The sequence below is a fragment of the Pontibacter sp. HJ8 genome (genome assembly GCF_054824225.1).
Window position 1 is genome coordinate 1 of the sequence record NZ_JSYF01000341.1, and the last position, 17,644, is coordinate 17,644.

13 protein-coding genes are annotated in these 17,644 nt (G+C 52.2%); 10 read left to right on the forward strand and 3 right to left on the reverse strand.

Annotated features, from left to right (window positions below; translation table 11 throughout):
- The 6 genes from OB13_RS14685 to OB13_RS14710 form a co-directional block, all read left to right on the forward strand.
- On the forward strand, positions 1-1,040 hold a 1,040-nt coding region (locus OB13_RS14685), incomplete at its 5' end, for a RagB/SusD family nutrient uptake outer membrane protein (protein ID WP_461490923.1).
- A gap of 33 nt (positions 1,041-1,073) precedes the next feature.
- On the forward strand, positions 1,074-2,507 hold the full coding sequence (locus OB13_RS14690; RefSeq protein ID WP_461490924.1) for a PKD domain-containing protein: 1,434 nt from the start codon (positions 1,074-1,076) through the stop codon (positions 2,505-2,507).
- 158 nt (positions 2,508-2,665) lie between these two features.
- Positions 2,666-3,508 carry a glycoside hydrolase family 16 protein gene (locus tag OB13_RS14695; RefSeq protein ID WP_461490925.1) on the forward strand — a complete coding sequence of 281 codons (843 nt, stop codon included), beginning with the start codon at positions 2,666-2,668 and terminating at the stop codon, positions 3,506-3,508.
- A gap of 163 nt (positions 3,509-3,671) precedes the next feature.
- Positions 3,672-5,042 (forward strand): glycoside hydrolase family 30 protein, encoded by a 1,371-nt coding sequence (locus OB13_RS14700; RefSeq protein WP_461490946.1) that lies wholly within the window; start codon positions 3,672-3,674, stop codon positions 5,040-5,042.
- Complete coding sequence (locus OB13_RS14705; RefSeq protein ID WP_461490926.1) at positions 5,036-5,194, forward strand: hypothetical protein; 159 nt, start codon at positions 5,036-5,038, stop codon at positions 5,192-5,194. The genes OB13_RS14700 and OB13_RS14705 overlap by 7 nt, the downstream gene beginning before the upstream one ends.
- Positions 5,195-5,219: 25 nt before the next feature.
- A complete protein-coding gene (locus OB13_RS14710; RefSeq protein ID WP_461490927.1) occupies positions 5,220-7,601 on the forward strand; it encodes a glycoside hydrolase family 3 N-terminal domain-containing protein in 2,382 nt (793 codons plus the stop codon).
- A 154-nt stretch (positions 7,602-7,755) separates the two neighbouring features.
- On the opposite strand, the gene OB13_RS14715 is transcribed toward OB13_RS14710, so the two are convergent.
- The 3 genes from OB13_RS14715 to OB13_RS14725 all read right to left on the reverse strand — a co-directional run bounded on the left by OB13_RS14715 (position 7,756) and on the right by OB13_RS14725 (position 13,042).
- Positions 7,756-10,677 carry a two-component regulator propeller domain-containing protein gene (locus OB13_RS14715; protein ID WP_461490928.1) on the reverse strand — a complete coding sequence of 974 codons (2,922 nt, stop codon included), beginning with the start codon at positions 10,675-10,677 and terminating at the stop codon, positions 7,756-7,758.
- A 200-nt stretch (positions 10,678-10,877) separates the two neighbouring features.
- On the reverse strand, positions 10,878-12,158 hold the full coding sequence (locus OB13_RS14720; protein ID WP_461490929.1) for an erythromycin esterase family protein: 1,281 nt from the start codon (positions 12,156-12,158) through the stop codon (positions 10,878-10,880).
- Positions 12,159-12,301: 143 nt separating this feature from the next.
- The gene (locus tag OB13_RS14725; RefSeq protein ID WP_461490930.1) at positions 12,302-13,042 is read right to left on the reverse strand and encodes a DUF4197 domain-containing protein; all 741 of its coding nucleotides are present in this window, start codon (positions 13,040-13,042) and stop codon (positions 12,302-12,304) included.
- 157 nt (positions 13,043-13,199) lie between these two features.
- Here OB13_RS14725 and OB13_RS14730 point away from each other — a divergent pair, with 157 nt between their 5' ends.
- From OB13_RS14730 to OB13_RS14745, 4 genes are all read left to right on the forward strand, one after another.
- Positions 13,200-14,459 (forward strand): competence/damage-inducible protein A, encoded by a 1,260-nt coding sequence (locus OB13_RS14730; RefSeq protein ID WP_461490931.1) that lies wholly within the window; start codon positions 13,200-13,202, stop codon positions 14,457-14,459.
- A gap of 139 nt (positions 14,460-14,598) precedes the next feature.
- Positions 14,599-15,936 (forward strand): dihydrolipoamide acetyltransferase family protein, encoded by a 1,338-nt coding sequence (locus OB13_RS14735; protein WP_461490932.1) that lies wholly within the window; start codon positions 14,599-14,601, stop codon positions 15,934-15,936.
- A gap of 254 nt (positions 15,937-16,190) precedes the next feature.
- Entirely contained in the window at positions 16,191-16,706 is a 516-nt protein-coding gene (locus tag OB13_RS14740; protein ID WP_461490933.1) for a hypothetical protein, read from the forward strand.
- Positions 16,707-16,755: 49 nt separating this feature from the next.
- Entirely contained in the window at positions 16,756-17,355 is a 600-nt protein-coding gene (locus tag OB13_RS14745) for a hypothetical protein (RefSeq protein WP_461490934.1), read from the forward strand.
- Positions 17,356-17,644: the final 289 nt, after the last annotated feature.

The following is a 17,644-nucleotide window of genomic DNA, read 5'->3' on the forward strand; positions in this document are numbered from 1 at the left end:
ATTATTTTGATCTGGTGCGTCTGTTTGGCAGTGTACCACTGTTCACTTCCCCACTGGAGACTTCGGAATTATTTAACCAGGCACAGGTTACCCCGGAGGTTATTTATGCACAGGTAGAGAAAGACCTGAAGGAAGCCATACCTAATCTGCCGGCTACAGTAAGTGTGGCAACTGAAGGCGGACGCGTTACCCAGGGAGCCGGTAAGGCCCTGTTGGGCAAAGTGCTGCTCTACCAGAAGAAATGGTCCGAAGCCGCTACACAGCTGGCAGATGTAAACGGTACGCCGGGTGGCACCAGCACGTATGGCTACAGGTTGCTGGATAAATACGGAGACATCTTCAGCCCTGCCAAAAAGTTCAACAGCGAGTCGATATTTGAAATTGTCCACACATCCCTGGGCAATGGCGGATGGGGCAGCTGGCCTAATTTTGATGGCAACATAGCCGTCCTGATGTTTGGCCCCAGAGGTTATTCAGGACCTGATTACATTGCCGGTTGGGGTTTTAACACGCTGACCACCGACCTGGTCGATGCCCTGAAAGGTGACCCACGCTACGAGCATACCGTGCTGGATGTCAAAAGTATACCAGGGGCTGCTTATGAGGCGAGCTTCGATGATACCGGCTACTTTGTGAAAAAGTATGCGCCTACAAAAGAGTGGCTGAGCACCGGTGGCGGAGATGCCATCCTTAACTTCCCCAATGACTACATCGAGATCCGCCTGGCCGACACCTACCTCATGGAAGCCGAAGCCATTGTACAGGGAGGTGGCGACGCAACCAGAGCCGGCAACCTGCTGAACGCCGTTCGGGGCCGTGTCGGACTTGCTGCCGTAGCGCCTACACTCGACAATATTTACAGAGAGCGCCGCCTGGAGCTGGCCACAGAAGGCCATCGCTTCTTTGATCTGGTGCGCACAGGCCGGGCTGCCAGTGTGCTGGCTCCAATGGGTTTTGTGGCCGGGAAGCATGAGTTGCTGCCTATACCGCAGGCAGAACTGATCAACACGAAACTTGAGCAGAACCCAGCATACAGATAGACGTCAGGTTCTTAACTTTAACATAAGAAAATCATGAAATACAATAGACTTATATCCAGAGTTTACGCGTATCTGGCTATGGCACTGGTGGCAGCCTCCTTTGCGGGTTGTACGCCCGAAGAAATGGAGGGCGGGCTAGCGCCTGCGCCCAAGGCTGACATGGTGAAGTTCAAGGCTTCCCCTACAGCGACCAATCCGAACATTATCACTTTCACCAACGAAACCCCGGGAGCTTTCAAAGCTATCTGGGACTTCGGAAATGGGACCACAGCGGAAGGAAACCAGGTGACAGGATCGTTCCCGGTGGAAGGCAGCTATACCGTAAAACTTACGGTTTTCACAAGCGGTGGCTATGCGACCAACACACAGTCGGTTTCTATTGCCAAAACCAACGTGGCGATGCTGAACAGAGAAGACTACAACTTCCTGACAGGCGGTGCGGACAAGGCAACTGGCAAAACCTGGGTGGTGGACCGGCATAAGGCAGGCCACATGGGCGTAGGTCCGCTTGCAGCAGCCACCCCGGAGTGGTGGTCTGCGCCACCGAATGACAAAGCTTCCGAAGGGCTCTACGATGATGAGATGACCTTTAACCTGAACGGCTTTGCCTATACCTACCAGAACAATGGCAACACGTTTGTAAACGGTTCTAACGCTGCCGGCTTAGGAGGGAAAGCCCAGAGTGCTGACTATACCTTGCCTCACACCCCTCCTGCCAACATGGTGTGGAGTGTAGTAGAAGAAGGCGGAAAGAAATTCCTGGTGCTTTCCAACAAAGGATTTATCGCTTATTATACCGGCGTATCCCGTTACGAGATCCTCAAGTTAGCAGAGAACGAGCTATACCTGAAAGGCGCCGACGGAGCCAATGCTGCAAATGCCTGGTGGATTCGCCTCGTGCCAAAGGGCTTTACACACCCGGTTGAGGTACGCCCGTACCGCATGGAGAACATGTTTGACAACTTTGATGAAGCCGGCAATGTAACCTGGAAAAAAGAAAACCTGACGCTGAACGAAAGCTACGACAATCCGGCTCCGCTTGGGATCAACAAGTCAGCCAAGGTAGCCATGTATGTCAAGCAGGAAGGCCAGACCTACGAATTTGCCAACATGTTCACGGACTTTGCTTTTGACTTTGATCTGAAGACCCGCAATGTGTTCAAGTTGAAAGTCTTTGTGCCGAGCTACAACGATTTTACAACAGCCAAAGGCGAAGACTGGGCCATCAAGAATCTGCTCAAGCAGGTATCCGTGAAACTTCAGAACGGCACGTCGGCTCAGCCGTGGGTGAACCAGGTGGAGATCAAGCAGCAGGTAAATGAGGTTGACAAATGGGTGGAACTCACGTTCAACTTTGCGCCCTACGCAGACAGAAAGGACCTGAACAGAGTCGTTATCCAGATCGGCGGGGAAGGCAACTTTATCCCGGGCATTTTCTTCCTGGATGATTTCAGATTAGAACCATAGTGAAAAACTGAATCAGCCGGGGTCTTTTCTGATTCCGGCTGATTTTTTACCACACTCTACTTTATCCTGGCGCTGCCACCGGCGTAAATCTATACCTACGGCAAGCCCATTACAAGCCTTCTCTTATGTTCTCTTCCGGCAACCTAAAAACAACGCACATGCTATCCATAGCCACCACGCTTTTTCTGTCTTTAGCAACCCTGGCCTGCTCCAAAACAGAAGAGCCGAAACCGTATATCTCACAGCCCAAACCTCCCCAGGACCTGAACTGGAAGTTTGAAGCCACCCCTGTCTGGACAGATGAATTCAACTATACCGGTCAGCCCGACCCAACCAAGTGGGGGTACGATATAGGTGGAACCGGCTGGGGCAACAACGAACTGCAGTACTATACCAACAGCACCAGCAACGCGAGCGTGTCGGAGGGCATCCTCAAAATCACAGCCCGAAAAGAAAGCAAAGAGGGCAAAGAGTATACCTCTGCCCGATTGGTTACGAAAGACAAAGGCGACTTTTTGTATGGCCGTTTCGAGATAAAGGCCAAGCTCCCGACAGGCAGAGGCACCTGGCCGGCCATCTGGATGCTGCCAACCGATTGGGCTTATGGCGGCTGGCCAAAATCCGGCGAGATCGATATCATGGAGCATGTCGGCTATGACCAGAACAACGTCCACATCACGGTACATACAGACGCGTATAACCACGGCAAAAACACCCAGAAAGGCAAGAGCAAAGTTATCCCTACTGCCAGCACAGAGTTTCATCTCTACCGGGTAGACTGGACGCCGTATGCCATCCGCGGCTACATAGATGACCAGCCGGTTTTCGAATTTGTAAATGAAGGCAAGGGCTCTGCAGTCTGGCCTTTTGATAAAAGATTTCACTTACTCCTCAACATAGCCGTTGGGGGGAACTGGGGCGGAGCCCAGGGAGTTGACCCCGGCGTTTACCCGCAAGCGATGGAGGTAGATTATGTACGGGTCTATAAAATGATCCAATAGCCACAGCTTTTACTCAGCTTATTCCGCTTGAGATATCCCTTTTTGTAAACAGACTTCAACCACCACTTACTATACCCACGTGAACTACGCTGCTTTCAACTGCTTCCGGAAAAATTGGCTTTTACTCCTGCTTATTCCTGCGCTTCTTTCCTGCACCAAAGATATTACAGACCAGAACTCGGATGGGGACGGACCTGCTGAACCATCCTTCGAGAAGGTGGCCTTCTGGCTCACAGATCCAGCTGCTTCCGTTCTTTTTAAGCAACAAAATACTCCGCTTGCTTTTGGAGCAGCCGAAAATCAGCATCCCACCATCGAGCTGGACACGACCCAAACCTTCCAGACAATCGACGGATTCGGCTATACCTTGACCGGGGGGAGTGCGATGCTGCTCAATAAAATGTCTCCTGCTGCCCGTACGGCCCTGCTGCAGGAACTCTTTGCCACAGATGGCACCAACATCGGGGTCAGTTATTTGCGGGTCAGCATCGGCGCATCCGACCTGGACAGTTATGTATTCTCCTACAATGATCTGCCGGCGGGTGAGACAGACCCTGAGATGGCCAGATTCAGCCTGGACCCGGATCGGAAGGACCTTATACCTGTGCTGAAGGAGATACTGGCCATCAATCCGGATATCAAGATCATGGGCTCGCCCTGGTCCCCTCCTACCTGGATGAAAACAAACAACAACTCCAAAGGCGGCAGCTTAAAACCTGAGTTTTACGATGCCTATGCCCGGTACTTTGTCAGGTATATCCAGAAAATGGCCGCCGAAGGTATACGCATCGATGCCATCACGGTACAGAACGAGCCCCTGCACCCGGGCAACAACCCCAGCCTGTTGATGCTGTCTCCGGATCAGGCGCAGTTTATCAAGCAAAGCCTGGGCCCCGCTTTCCAGGCAGCTAACATCAGCACCAAAATCATTGTGTATGACCACAACGCCGACCGGGTAGATTATCCCATCAGTATCCTCAATGACCCGGAAGCGAAGAAATACATCGATGGCTCAGCCTTTCACCTCTACGGCGGCACAATAGATGCCCTGGACCAGGTACACAAAGCCCATCCCGACAAAAACCTATACTTCACAGAGCAATGGATCGGCGCGCCGGGCAACCTGGCAGGCGATCTGAACTGGCATACCAAAAACCTGATCATAGGGGCCACCCGAAACTGGTGTAAAACGGTGCTGGAATGGAACCTGGCAGCAGATGCCAAACAGGACCCGCACACTGAAGGCGGCTGCACCGAATGCCTGGGAGCCGTCACGATCAATGGGGGTGTTATCCGCAACCCGGCTTATTATATCATCGCGCATGCATCCAAATTTGTAAGGCCGGGTGCAATCCGGATTGGCTCCACTATGCCGGCTTCCCTGCCGAATGTGGCTTTCCAGGCACCCAACGGAGACAAGGTCCTGATCGTGCTCAATGAGGGTCAGTCCAGCCGGACCTTTAACATCCGCCACAAAAGCAAGCTGGTCACCACCACGCTTAACAAAGGGGCAGTAGGCACTTACGTATGGTAGCACGCAAAAAGAAGTCAGCCCGAAAACTGGGCTATACCAAACAGAAGACCAACCACTTCTGCTCTTTTCAGAAAGGGTATAAAATGAGAAAGGTCCTGAAGATTCAACCCGAGCAGGAGGAAGAACTTTCTTCGAAACAGAATTTAACATAAACCGCATACCTCAATTCCCCAAAACATGTACTTAAAGAATGTAACCCTGACGGCCTTTTTAGCTTATGCGTTGCTATCCGGCTGCCAGACACAGAAACCCGCCACTGCCCCTTCCGAAGATACCGCTACGACCGTTGAGGCGGCTCCTGCCCAATCCGAAACAGACCGGAAAATAGAAGACCTGCTGAGCCGGATGACGCTCGAAGAGAAGGTAGGCCAGATGGCCCAGATCACGCTGGACGTGGTAGGCAAAGGGGGCAACAGGTTCTATAGCGCAGAGCCACTGACACTTGACACGACGGAGCTCCGGAAAGCACTGGTAGACTACAAGATCGGATCCGTTCTGAACACGGCCAACAACCGGGCACGTACGCCGGAACAATGGTATGCCATCATCAGCCAGATTCAGGATATGGCGATGAACCAGACCCGACTTAAAGTGCCTGTTATTTACGGCGTAGACCAGATACATGGCGCTACCTATACCGCCGGCGGCACCATGTTTCCGCAACAGATCGGGATGGCGGCCAGCCGTAACCGGGAGCTGGTACGACGCGGTGCCGAGATCACGGCCTACGAAACCCGCGCCAGCTCCATTCCCTGGAACTTCTCCCCTGTGCTGGACCTTGCCCCGGACCCGCGCTTTTCCCGGCAGTTCGAATCCTTTGGCGAGGACCCATACCTGATCTCAGAACTGGGTGTACAGATGATAAAGGGCTATGAAGGAAATGATAACAGCATCGGCCATCCGGAGCATGTGGCATCCTGCATGAAGCACTTCCTGGGCTACCAGGTACCTACTTCGGGCAAAGACAGAACACCTACTTATATCTCGGAAGAAGCCCTGCGCGAGTACCACCTGCCCTCCTTTAAAGCAGCCATCGAGGCGGGATCCCAGACGATCATGATCAACTCGGGCATCATCAACGGGGTACCGGTGCATTCCAACCACGACATCCTCACCAAACTACTCAAGGAGGAGCTGGGCTTCAAAGGGCTGGTTGTAACCGACTGGGGAGACATCGAATACCTGCATACCCGCGACAAGGTAGCTGCCACTATGAAAGAGGCCATTATGCTGGCCATCAATGCAGGTATAGACATGTCGATGGTGGCGTATCAGTACGAGCCTTTCTGCAATGGTCTGGTGGAACTGGTGAAGGAAGGCAAGGTAAAGCAGGAACGTATCGATGACGCTGTCCGGCGCATTCTGCGGGTAAAGCACAACCTGAACCTGTTTGAAAACCCGACTACCAATCCGGCCGATTATCCGAAGTTTGGCAGCAAGGAGCACGAAGATGCCGCCTACCAGATGGCAGCAGAATCCATCACCCTTCTCAAGAACGAAAACAATATACTGCCTCTGAAGAAAGGGATGAAAGTGCTGGTAACCGGTCCGAATGCCAACAGCATGCGGACACTGAACGGCGCCTGGACCTACTCCTGGCAGGGCGAGAAAGTAGAAGAATTTGCCGGCAGGTATAACACGATCGTGGAAGCGCTGCAGAAGGAAATAGGAGCCGGCAACGTGACCTTCGTTCCCGGGGTGAGTTACAAGATGGACGGTTTTTATTACGAAGAATTCGCGGATAAAATGGAGAGTGCCATCGCCGCTGCTAAAAAAGCGGATGTGATCATCCTGTGCCTTGGCGAAAACACGTCTACGGAAACCCCCGGCAACATCAACGACATCTACATCTCGGACCTGCAGACGGACCTGGCCCGGAAGCTGGCACAGACCGGTAAGCCGGTCATACTGGTGCTGAACGAAGGCCGCCCACGCGTGATCAGCCGCTTTGAGCAGCAGATGAAAGGGATCGTGCAGATTTACCAGCCCGGCAACTATGGCGGCGATGCCCTGGCTGATGTGCTGTTCGGGGATGTGAACCCATCGGGCAAGTTGCCTTACAACTACCCGCATTACCCGAATGCTTTGGTCCCTTTCATACACAAACCCTCAGCCGAGCAGCGCAAGGCTGAAGGCGTTTATAACTACGAAGCGGACTATAACCCGCAATATGAGTTCGGCCACGGCCTGAGCTATACCACGTTCAGGTATGCAAACCTCAGCCTGAAGGAAAAGGTGAAAATGGGCGAACCGATCGAGGTAAGTGTACAGGTAACCAATGCCGGAAAAGTAGCCGGCAAAGAAGTGGTGCATCTCTACTCATCCGACCTCTATGCCACAGGCATCACACCGGATGTGAAGCGCCTGCGCCGTTTTGAGAAAATAGCCCTGCAGCCGGGTGAAAGCAAAACGCTTTCGTTCACGCTGACAGCCGCTGACCTGAGCTATACCAACCGCGAAGGCAAGCAGGTAACCGAACCCGGCGAGTTTGAGATCCGGATCGGGGACCAGGTCAGGAAATTCATGCTGGAGGGTCCTGATCTGGTTGGAACAAACTAACCTCCTCAAGTCCTGAATTCTGCAGGGAGGTATAAATGAAATTATAGTGAGACTAATGATTAAGACAAAAGCGCCCGGTTCTGCCGGGCGCTTTTGTATAGCTTGAATTGCAGCTGAAAGTAGGAAGCAGCCGTAAAAGCAGCTTCGTAGAGGGTTAATATTTAAGAATTGATTCTGTCAGGCTGGCGTCCTGGTCCAGGTTCATCTTTTTCCTGATCCTGTAGCGGCTGGTTTCCACGCCTCTCAACGACAGCTTGAGCAAAGAGGCTATTTCTTTGCTCGACAAGTTGAGCCGCAGGTAAGCGCACATTTTCAGATCCTTGTAGGTCAGGTCCGGGTAGTCGTTGCTCAGGCGTCTGAGAAAGTCCTGGTGTACCTGGTTAAAGTGAAGCTCAAATTGCTCCCAGTTGTTTTCGATCTTGATCTCTTCATCCACCGACCGCAGTATCTTCTTGAGCTGCTGCCGGGTATCTTTATCGGCCACCTGCTCCATCACGCGTTCCAGCTGATCTTTCACCTTGTGCACGGCTTCCATGTTCTGCATCACATGCAGGGCCGATGAGGTCAGTTCCTTCGATTTGTGGTTGAGCTCCCCTTCCAACTTCTCGTTGTTTAAGCGGATGATTTCCTTCTCGGCTTTCAGCACTTCTTCCATGTGCTGCGCCTCTTTCAGCTTAAGCGCTTTTTCCTGCTCCTCCTGCAGTCGCTTTTCAGTTTGACTGATGCGTTTTTCAATCACTTTCTTGAGCAGAAAGAGCCCCAGGATTCCCAACAGCACATACAGGGTATACGCCCAGCCGGACCGGTACCAGGGGGGTGCCACAGCAAAGGTAAAGGTTGCCTCATCACTCTCCTGGTTATAGATGTTCCGGGCCCGCACATGAAAGGTATAGGTACCTTCCCGCAAGTTGGTATATTCTTTCTGCAGGGTACTCATCCACGGGGACCAGCCCTGGTCAAAACCTTCCAGGTAGTACTGGTACTGCACATCTTCTATACCATCGTAGACGATTGCTCCAAACGTAAATTTAAGCGAATTCAAGGTATAAGGGAGCGATGCAAAAACCTGCTTTGCTTCAACGTTTTCCTCTACCTGAGAGCCGCCATAGATGAGCGAATCGGTGGTCTGGGTGCCGGCTCGCACCTGCCTGATCAGGGTATAGAATTTTTCTTCGAGGCTCTTTTCCTGCAGGAAAGTAGGCCGGTAGTGCACAAAGCCTTCGTCAATGCCGATGAGCACATTCTGGCTGTTGTAATAGGCCATGTGTTCAAAGCCCCCGATCAGTTTTCCATCCAGCCTGTTGAACACACTTTTCACAACTTCGTTGCTGCCGTTGCTATGCTTTCGGATGAAGCCCATTTCATCTCCTGCCGAAAACCAGATGTCCCCTTCTCTGTCTTCGAACAGCTTTCCTACATGCTTGGCTGCGTCAAAGAGCTTATTCAGTTCCCCATATAACTCAAACCGATCTGTGCGGCCGTTATAAGAGTAAACTCCATGCAAACCTGTAAAAACCAGCTTGCCATTGATCCGGAACACGTTGATGCCGATATCGGACGGGAAACCATGCTTCTGGTTATAAAAGCTGACTTTTTCCACCTTCTCGAGGTTATCGGACAATTTCAGTTTAAATAAACCTTTATACCCATGGGCAACCCATATACTGCCGTCGCTGTCTTCCTCCATTATCCGGGCCGATTCGTCAAAGCCTTCGAGCTTCCTGCGGAACTCCAGTTGGCCATTGACCATCTGGTAAAGCAGCAAGCCATAGTACGTTCCGCAGACGATGTAGCCCGGATGCTTTTTGAGTTGCATAAACAGCCAGGCGCCGCGATGGTCCGATAGCTTGACGGCCTTATCCCCGATGATCTCATAAGGGCCGTTGTGATGAGACAGCAATAACTTGTCCTGTATCTTCTGCAGATTATAGACCTGCCCCTCCGTATTGCCGATACGCGTAAAAGGCAGGGGATTGAGCGTGTTCTCCTGCTCAGACAAGGTTTTGTAGAACAGGCCATCGCTTGTCCCCAGGAACAATCTTTTCTTGTCCAGCAGGGAGGTATAGCCGGTTCCAGGCAACCCGGACCGGATATCGTACACGGTAAACGGAGAATTGGATTCTACATAATCGATGCCGTTGTTCAGGGCCAGCCACAGGTTGCCTTTCTGATCCTGGTAAATACTGCGAACCGTACTGTTCTGAAGCCCTTTTTCGCGGTTCAGGTGCTGCAACGGGTTACCCTCCGAGTCAATGATAAGGAGTCCGTTCAGGATGGTGCCAATGGCGTACCCTTCGGACAAAGCGGTGGCTGTATTGACTTTATTCCTGATCAGGAACTCATTTATGGCCCATTTGCTGGCGCTGAAACCGGTGTATTCATCGTACATAAAAATTCCATGCTCTTCTGTCACGATCAGGGCCTTGCCGCCCGGATAGGGCAGTATGGAGGCAATGCTGTAAGGAGCCATTTTCTCGCTGCCCGGTAGCTGTACCAGCTTTTCGTCCTCCAATTCATAGATGCCTTTCCCGGTAACAGGGACAAGCAACTTGCCGTGTACATAGAACGGGAAGCCGGAAGGCTCGACAGGGGCTTTGTATACCTTGATTTGCTCATTCCTGTAATGGTAGACTCCTGTTACGGTACAAAAGTAGACTTCATCCTCATGGGTATAGATGCTCCACACATCGGCAAAATTCTGATGCTTTGCTTCAATTATACCTTTAAGCGACACAAACTGCATAACGCCCCGGTCATCGGGCTGCAGGTAGCCAAAGTCATTCTGACCACCGACGTATATCCTGCCGGCCTTACTGATCGCCAGCGCATGTATGGTGGACCGGTTCGGCAGCCCGATCTGGCGCCAATGGTTCCCATCAAACTCCAGCACGCCATAGTTGTTGCCGAAATACATGATCCCCCGGTGATCCTGCACGACGGCCCAGTTCTGAGGAGAGGCCTGGTATTCTTTGAGGGAATAATTCCGGATATAAGGTATACCTTCATTCTTTACCTGGGCGGATAAAGGGATAGTAAAGAAGAGTAAAAGAATCAGAAGTAAAGGGTATTTTTTCACGATTTGCCTGTTCCCGTTTTTCCATTTAAATATCAGGAATCCAAAGCTTAATTCAAACATGGCGGCGCGAAGTCCTCACAATAGTCGGATTTATCGCATTCCGGAGCGACTTGACTTGAACGGCATACCTACAAAAAATGCCCCTATACCTTATCGGGTACAGAGGCATTTTCAGGTATAGAAGGTATAAAATCAGCTCATTAGTAATTCCAAGGGTACAGCTCCGGCTCTTTGGCGCCTCTGGCCTTCATGTGGAGCGGGTGCACGCCTTCTGTTTCATCAAAGTAAAGGAAGGCATCGTAGCGCTCGGGTATAACGGTAGGCACATAATTGCCAAACTGCTCAAATTTGGGATCGTACACGACTCCGATCGCCCGGTGCGGGATGCGGTGACGGAGCTCGGGTATGTTTCGCAGGTCTTTTGAAAGGATGATCTTGTCATCCGTACTCATCTGGTGCAGCAGGTGTTCCCAGCTGCCTTCCCGGGCGGGCGGCACATCCATTTTCTGCATAGGTGCTCCCCACGACTTGCCTGCGATCACGTTGCCCCGGTAAGTGCCAAAGCCCACCAGCTTTACCTGTTCCCTGCCATACCTCTCCCGGGCAAGTTGCCCGATGTTGAACATGCCATCCTCTGCCATGTCGGTATAGCTGGCGTCCCCGATGTGCGTGTTGTGTTCCCATACGATGGCTTTGGAGTTGGGTCCGTGCAAGTTCAGCAGGCGGTCGAGCGTTTCCATCATGTGGGTATCGCGCACGTTCCACGAATTCACCCCGCCTCTGATCATGGCCCGGTAATACTTTTCCGCGTTGACAGCCACCAGTGCATTCTGTGTTGTACTGAACTCATGTTCCGGATCGCTTGGGTGTACCGGGCGTCTGGAAACCTGCTCGAGCATATGCACTACTTCGTCTTCACAGTCAGTCGGGACAAAGGCCGTCGCTTGGGCGTAGGTCTGCGGGTCCCGGTTAAAGGGCTCAAAACACTGTACCGCATTCCGGGCAGCTTCAACAGCCTTGCCATCCTTGTTCTCCAGGTACTTGAGCACCTGCTCCAGCGACTCCCAGAGGCTGTAGACATCCAGCCCGTAAAAGCCGGCCTTCTCCTGTACCGTCCGGAGGTGGTTGAAGTCCCGGAGCCACTCGATGAGAGCAGCCACTTCCCAGTTGGCCCACATCCAGGTAGGCCAGCGCCTGTATACCTCCAGCACATCGGCTATTTTGCGCCCCGAATTCTGATAGCCTTTCACAAAGCGGTTCACAGCATAGCTTTCGGGCCAGTCCCCTTCCACCGCAATAAAATCAAAGCCTTTGTCCTCGATCAGTCTCCGCGAGATGGCCGTTCGCCAGGTATAGTATTCGGATGTGCCATGCGAAGCCTCCCCCAGCATCACCACGCGTGCATCCCCTATTTCCTCAATCAACACATCCAGGTCCTTTTCTTTGGTAATAGGGCTATATTTGAATAGTTTGTTTTCCATAATCAGGCCACTCTATACCTATCTCACTGACAACTAAAATTTTGCTGTATTGTACTTTTAATCAGGGTGTAATGTTTTGAAAAAAAATACCCGCTCTCCTTTTGGGGAGAGCGGGTAGAGCAGTATCTGATGCGGCCTGTAGCTTAGGACTGGTTTTCCTTCGTAAATACCCGTCTGAGCAGCTCCGTTGTACGGGCGATCGGGTTTTCGCGGATATTGGCCTCCTCCTGGGCTACCAGCAGAAAAAGTCCGTCCATGGCTTTCTGGGTTGCATACTCGCTCAGGTTGGGATTCACCTTCTGCACCATCGGAATCTGATTGTAGCGGGTGACTAGATCGGTATAGTAGCGCGTGGCATTCGTTTTTTCCAGCGAACTCTGGATCACCGGCATAAAGGCAGTCTGCAGTTGCGCGGAGGTCGTACGCTTCAGGTACTGGGTGGCAGCGTCTTTATCTCCTTTCAGGATGTTCCAGGCATCAGCAATCGTCATTTGCTTGATGGCGGTGACAAAGATCGGCACAGCGCTTTTGGCAGCATCTTCGGCACCCCGGTTCAGGGTCATCACAAAGCGGTCCACTTCACCGCCCAAGCCTATCTGCCGCAAGGTATTCTCCACCTTCTTTACATCCGGCGGGAAAGGGATGCGTATGAGGGAATTCTTGTAATACCCGTCTGTCTGCGATGCCTGGCCTGCTCCGTTTTTGATACCGACCTCCAGGGCCTGCTTCAGGCCGGAAGCGACCTCGTTCTGGGTAACGGCTCCGCCGATACCGGTGCCTGTGCCGGCCAGGACGCCATCCACAGTGCGTTGCACTTCGGCAACTGTACAGGCCGATGTACCGAGTACAAGGGCTACAAGAGAAGTGTAAATTAATTTTTTCATATACGGTTAATTTTGAAGCAGCAGATGTTGCGTATGGTACCTGCAAATTTGGATGAAATTAAAGAAAATAAATCCAGGCATGTACCATATCACGCGAACATCTTTAACTTGAATCAGTTTTTCATACCAACGCACAAATCAGACCAAATTTAAACCTATGAAAGCGGTAAATGCAGAAATCATTACAGTTGGTGACGAAATCCTCTTCGGACAGATCGTGGACACCAACTCTGCCTGGATGGGAACCGAACTGACCAGGATCGGGATCCGGGTGAAACAGATCACTTCTATATCGGACAATGCAGACCATATCGTGGCAGCGCTTGATGCTGCCAAAACGCGGGCAGACATTATCCTGATCACCGGTGGCTTGGGTCCCACCAAAGATGATCTGACCAAAAATGTGCTGTCTGACTACTTTCATACAGAGCTAAAACTGCACGAACCCTCTCTAGCTGACGTGGCAGCACTTTTCAAGGCCCGCGGCTACGAGCTCACCGAACTCAACCGCCAGCAGGCATTCCTTCCTGCTTCCTGCACCCCGGTGCGCAATGTGCTGGGCACGGCCCCCGGTATGTGGTTTGAGGAAGAAGACAAAGTGTTTGTGTCCATGCCGGGCGTACCCTTTGAGATGAAGCGTATGATGGAAGACATCGTGCTGCCTCAGTTGAAGGCTTATTTTAAAACACCGGAGATCATCCACAAAGTGGTGCAGACAGTTGGTATACCTGAGTCTATGCTGGCTGACAAGCTCGAAGACTGGGAGCTCAGCCTGCCACCGCACATCCGGCTCGCCTACCTTCCGCACCTGGGGGGTGTGCGCCTGCGCCTGACCGGTACCGGAGAAAATAAAGCGCAACTGGAACAGGAGTTGGAGCAGGAAGTAACGAAACTCACCGACCTTATACCCAAGGCCATCTTTGCCTACGGTGAGGTACCGCTCGAGGAAGCGCTGGGTCAGCAGTTGAAAGAGCGAAAGCTCACGATCGCCACCGCTGAGAGCTGCACCGGCGGCTACCTGGCCCACAAGATCACGAGTATCCCCGGTAGCTCCGCCTACTACATGGGGAGTGTGATTGCTTACCACAACGAGGTAAAAATACGGGAGCTACTGGTAAAACCCGACACCCTGCAGCAGCACGGCGCCGTTAGCGAAGCCACGGTGCGCGAAATGGCCGAAAATGTGCGGGCTAAATTCAAAACAGACATTGGGGTGGCTACCAGCGGCATCGCCGGCCCGGAAGGTGGTACGGCTGAAAAACCTGTCGGCACGATCTGGATCGCGTATGCCGACGAGAACGGCACAAAAGCCAAACTGCTCCAGTACAACAAAAACCGTCAGCTCAATATTGAGTATACAGCCTTGGCCGTACTCAACCTGATCCGGCAAAGTTTGAACACCGCGGTTGAGGAATAGGCTAAAATCATTAACTTTGTCTGACTTTTCGGGGCAAAAGTCCTTTAGGCAACAGATTCAGGACAAAGTTGAGTGATCATTCACTTTGACTTCTATCCTTTATTTTTATTCCAAAAATAAAAACGATCAACATTAACATATGGCACTTGTAGAAATGATTATGCCCAAAATGGGCGAGAGTATCATGGAAGGCACCGTTTTGAAATGGCTCAAGAATGTGGGCGATACCATTGAGCAGGACGAATCGGTACTGGAAGTAGCTACAGATAAAGTGGACACTGAAGTACCCGCCATACAAGGCGGTGTGCTGAAGGAGATACTCGTAAAGGAAGGCGATGTAGTAGCCGTAGGCGCTCCTATCGCGATCATTTCTACGAACGGTGAAGACACTGGTGCTGCTGCTCCGGCTGCCACGGAGGCTCCGGCCGCTGCTGCTCCTCAGGCTGCCGCACAACCTGCTGTTGCCACTGCCGCACCTGCTGAGTCGGCTGTAGCCCGCCTGGACCAGCCGGCTTCCGGCCGTTTCTACTCCCCGCTCGTGCTCAATATTGCCCGCGAAGAAGGCATTTCGATGCAGGAGCTGGAGTTTGTGCCCGGCACCGGTAAAGAAGGACGCGTGTCTAAAAAAGATATCATGGCTTATGTGGAGAACCGCAGCCAGGCACCGCAGCAAGCTGCTGCTCCGCAGGCGCCGGCGATTGCAGCTCCGCAAGCCACGCCGGCCCCGGCTGCTCCTGCTGCCTCCAGGCCGGCAGCTTCTTACAGCGGCAACGCAGAGATCATCGAGATGGACCGCATGCGCAAGATGATCGCCGACCGAATGGTGGACAGCAAGCGCATTTCGCCGCACGTGACTTCCTTCGTAGAAGCCGATGTGACCAACCTGGTAAACTGGCGCAACAAGTGGAAGGATGTGTATAAGAAGCGTGAAGGCGAGAATCTGACCTTCACCCCTATCTTCATCCAGGCCATTGCCAAAGCCATCCAGGATTTCCCGATGATCAACGTGTCTGTGGACGGTAGTAGCATCATCCGTCACAAAGACATCAACGTAGGTATGGCGGTGGCCCTGCCAAGCGGCAACCTCATCGTACCCAACATCAAGAATGCCGACCAGCTGAACCTGAACGGCCTGACCAAGAAAGTGAATGACCTGGCAAACCGTGGCCGTATCAACAAACTGACACCGGATGACCTGGCGGGCGGCACCTATACCGTATCGAACGTAGGCTCGTTCGGCAATGTGATGGGCACTCCGATCATCATGCAGCCGCAGGTGGCCATTATGGCTGTGGGCGCTATTAAGAAGAAGCCTGCTGTGATCGAGACGCCGGAAGGTGACCTGATCGGTATACGCCACTTCATGTTCCTGTCGCACTCCTACGACCACCGCGTAGTAGACGGTTCGCTGGGTGGTATGTTCGTGCGCCGCGTGGCTGATTACCTGGAGAACTTCGATGTGAACCAAGCGATTTAAGCCTTAAGACACACGATTTTAGATACAAGACACAAGACCATTCGAAATAACTTGGATATCCTGTGATCGGTTAAGCTTGGGATAAAGCAGATATAGTCCACTGTATAGCACATAATAAGAAAGCCTGCCTCTGTAATCGGGGCAGGCTTTCTTTATGGGTATAGCTTTAAACATGCCTTTTTACTAATATTGATAAATCTGTTTTATCCTACTTCCCGTTTACAGACTGAACCACTACCATCGCCTATAAGACCATGAAAACTGCCATCGCCTGGATATTAGCTGCCATTTTTTTGTTTGCAGCGCTCTATTTTTACTGGAAAAAGAATGAGGCGGAAAGCCGCCTGCATATAGCTGACACGAAACTGGCCGAAACAGACCAGCAACTGGGGCAGGAACAAACGACCGCGGACTCTTTGGAAGAAATGGTGCTGCCGCCGGACACGATGGAGCTCGTGCCACCCGCTGGAACCCAGTTTGTGGATGAACTGGGCAGCCTGAGCGAAAGCGACATCCAGAAGCTGCGAAAAAAAGGACTCCGGAATCCGGAAGCGGACCTGATGAACGACCTCAACCGCAAGCAAAGTCAGCTTATACCGACAGAGGGCGTAGTAGGCGGCACCATGGCGATACGCGACAGCCGCATCCTCAACGACCGGTATGCCATGGCGTATTACGAAGATGGCCACATCGGCGGCTTTATGATCCTGAAGTACGAAGTAAACAACGGCAATATAAGCTGGAAAGTAGTAGACAGTTCGCGTTTGTAGCTTCTAGCACAATATTTGAGTACAGGAGAAGAGCACTAACCCCAAGGACATGATCTACCTACACCTGCTGTTTCCGTTGCTTCTTTCACTCTTTTTAAACCAGGTTGCTGATCTGCAGCTGGCCCGCGATATTGAAAAGGACGCAAAGATACTGGACAACACGTCAGTCTACATCAGCGACAACGCTTCCCTGAGCCCTTCCATCCAGACTGTGGCTACTGACCTGCAGTTGTTTATGGTGACAGCCCGTATTGACCTGTCGCAGAGCAACTATACCAGCAGCCAGCAAGGCAAGCACCTGATCCATACCTGGAAGTTCGGGGAAGGCGACATCAAAGCCATTTACCAGATCGACACTTCGATTGCTCTGGACACAGTCGTAACGCAACGCTACCTGGAAGACCGGGCTCCGACCCAGCAGCGGATCATGAACAACTTCACCTTCCGGACCTACGCCGTCTCCACAACGGCTGCCCCTATCAGGCTCTACTACATCACAGAAGACGAGCAGGGGCTGCTGGAGTACAAGATCGACGACCGCCACGTGGAACTTATCTATCCGAAAAGAAAATCCGGCCTGAGCGACCTGATGCCCAAGCTGCGGGATGAGTTGGATAGGCTGGTGGTGGGGTTGAGTAAGGCAGATTAAGCTTTTTTATGCTGTTCTTGAGGCTTATACCCTAGTCAACAAGCAGCAATCCCGGGTCCAACCACCCCTACCCCTCCTTGTCTTAGGAGGGGAGCCTGCAATTACAGTTCGACACTTCTTGTTTCATAGCTACTGTCAACACCCCTCTAGCTCCCCTCAAGGGGAGAATTCCTGCACGAGCAGGTATAGCGGGCAGGTATAACAAGACATACTTGTACCTGTACTACACAGCAACAGCCTGAGCCAGGTGCACCGTTTCGACGCTCCACTGTTTGAGCGTTCAGCGAGT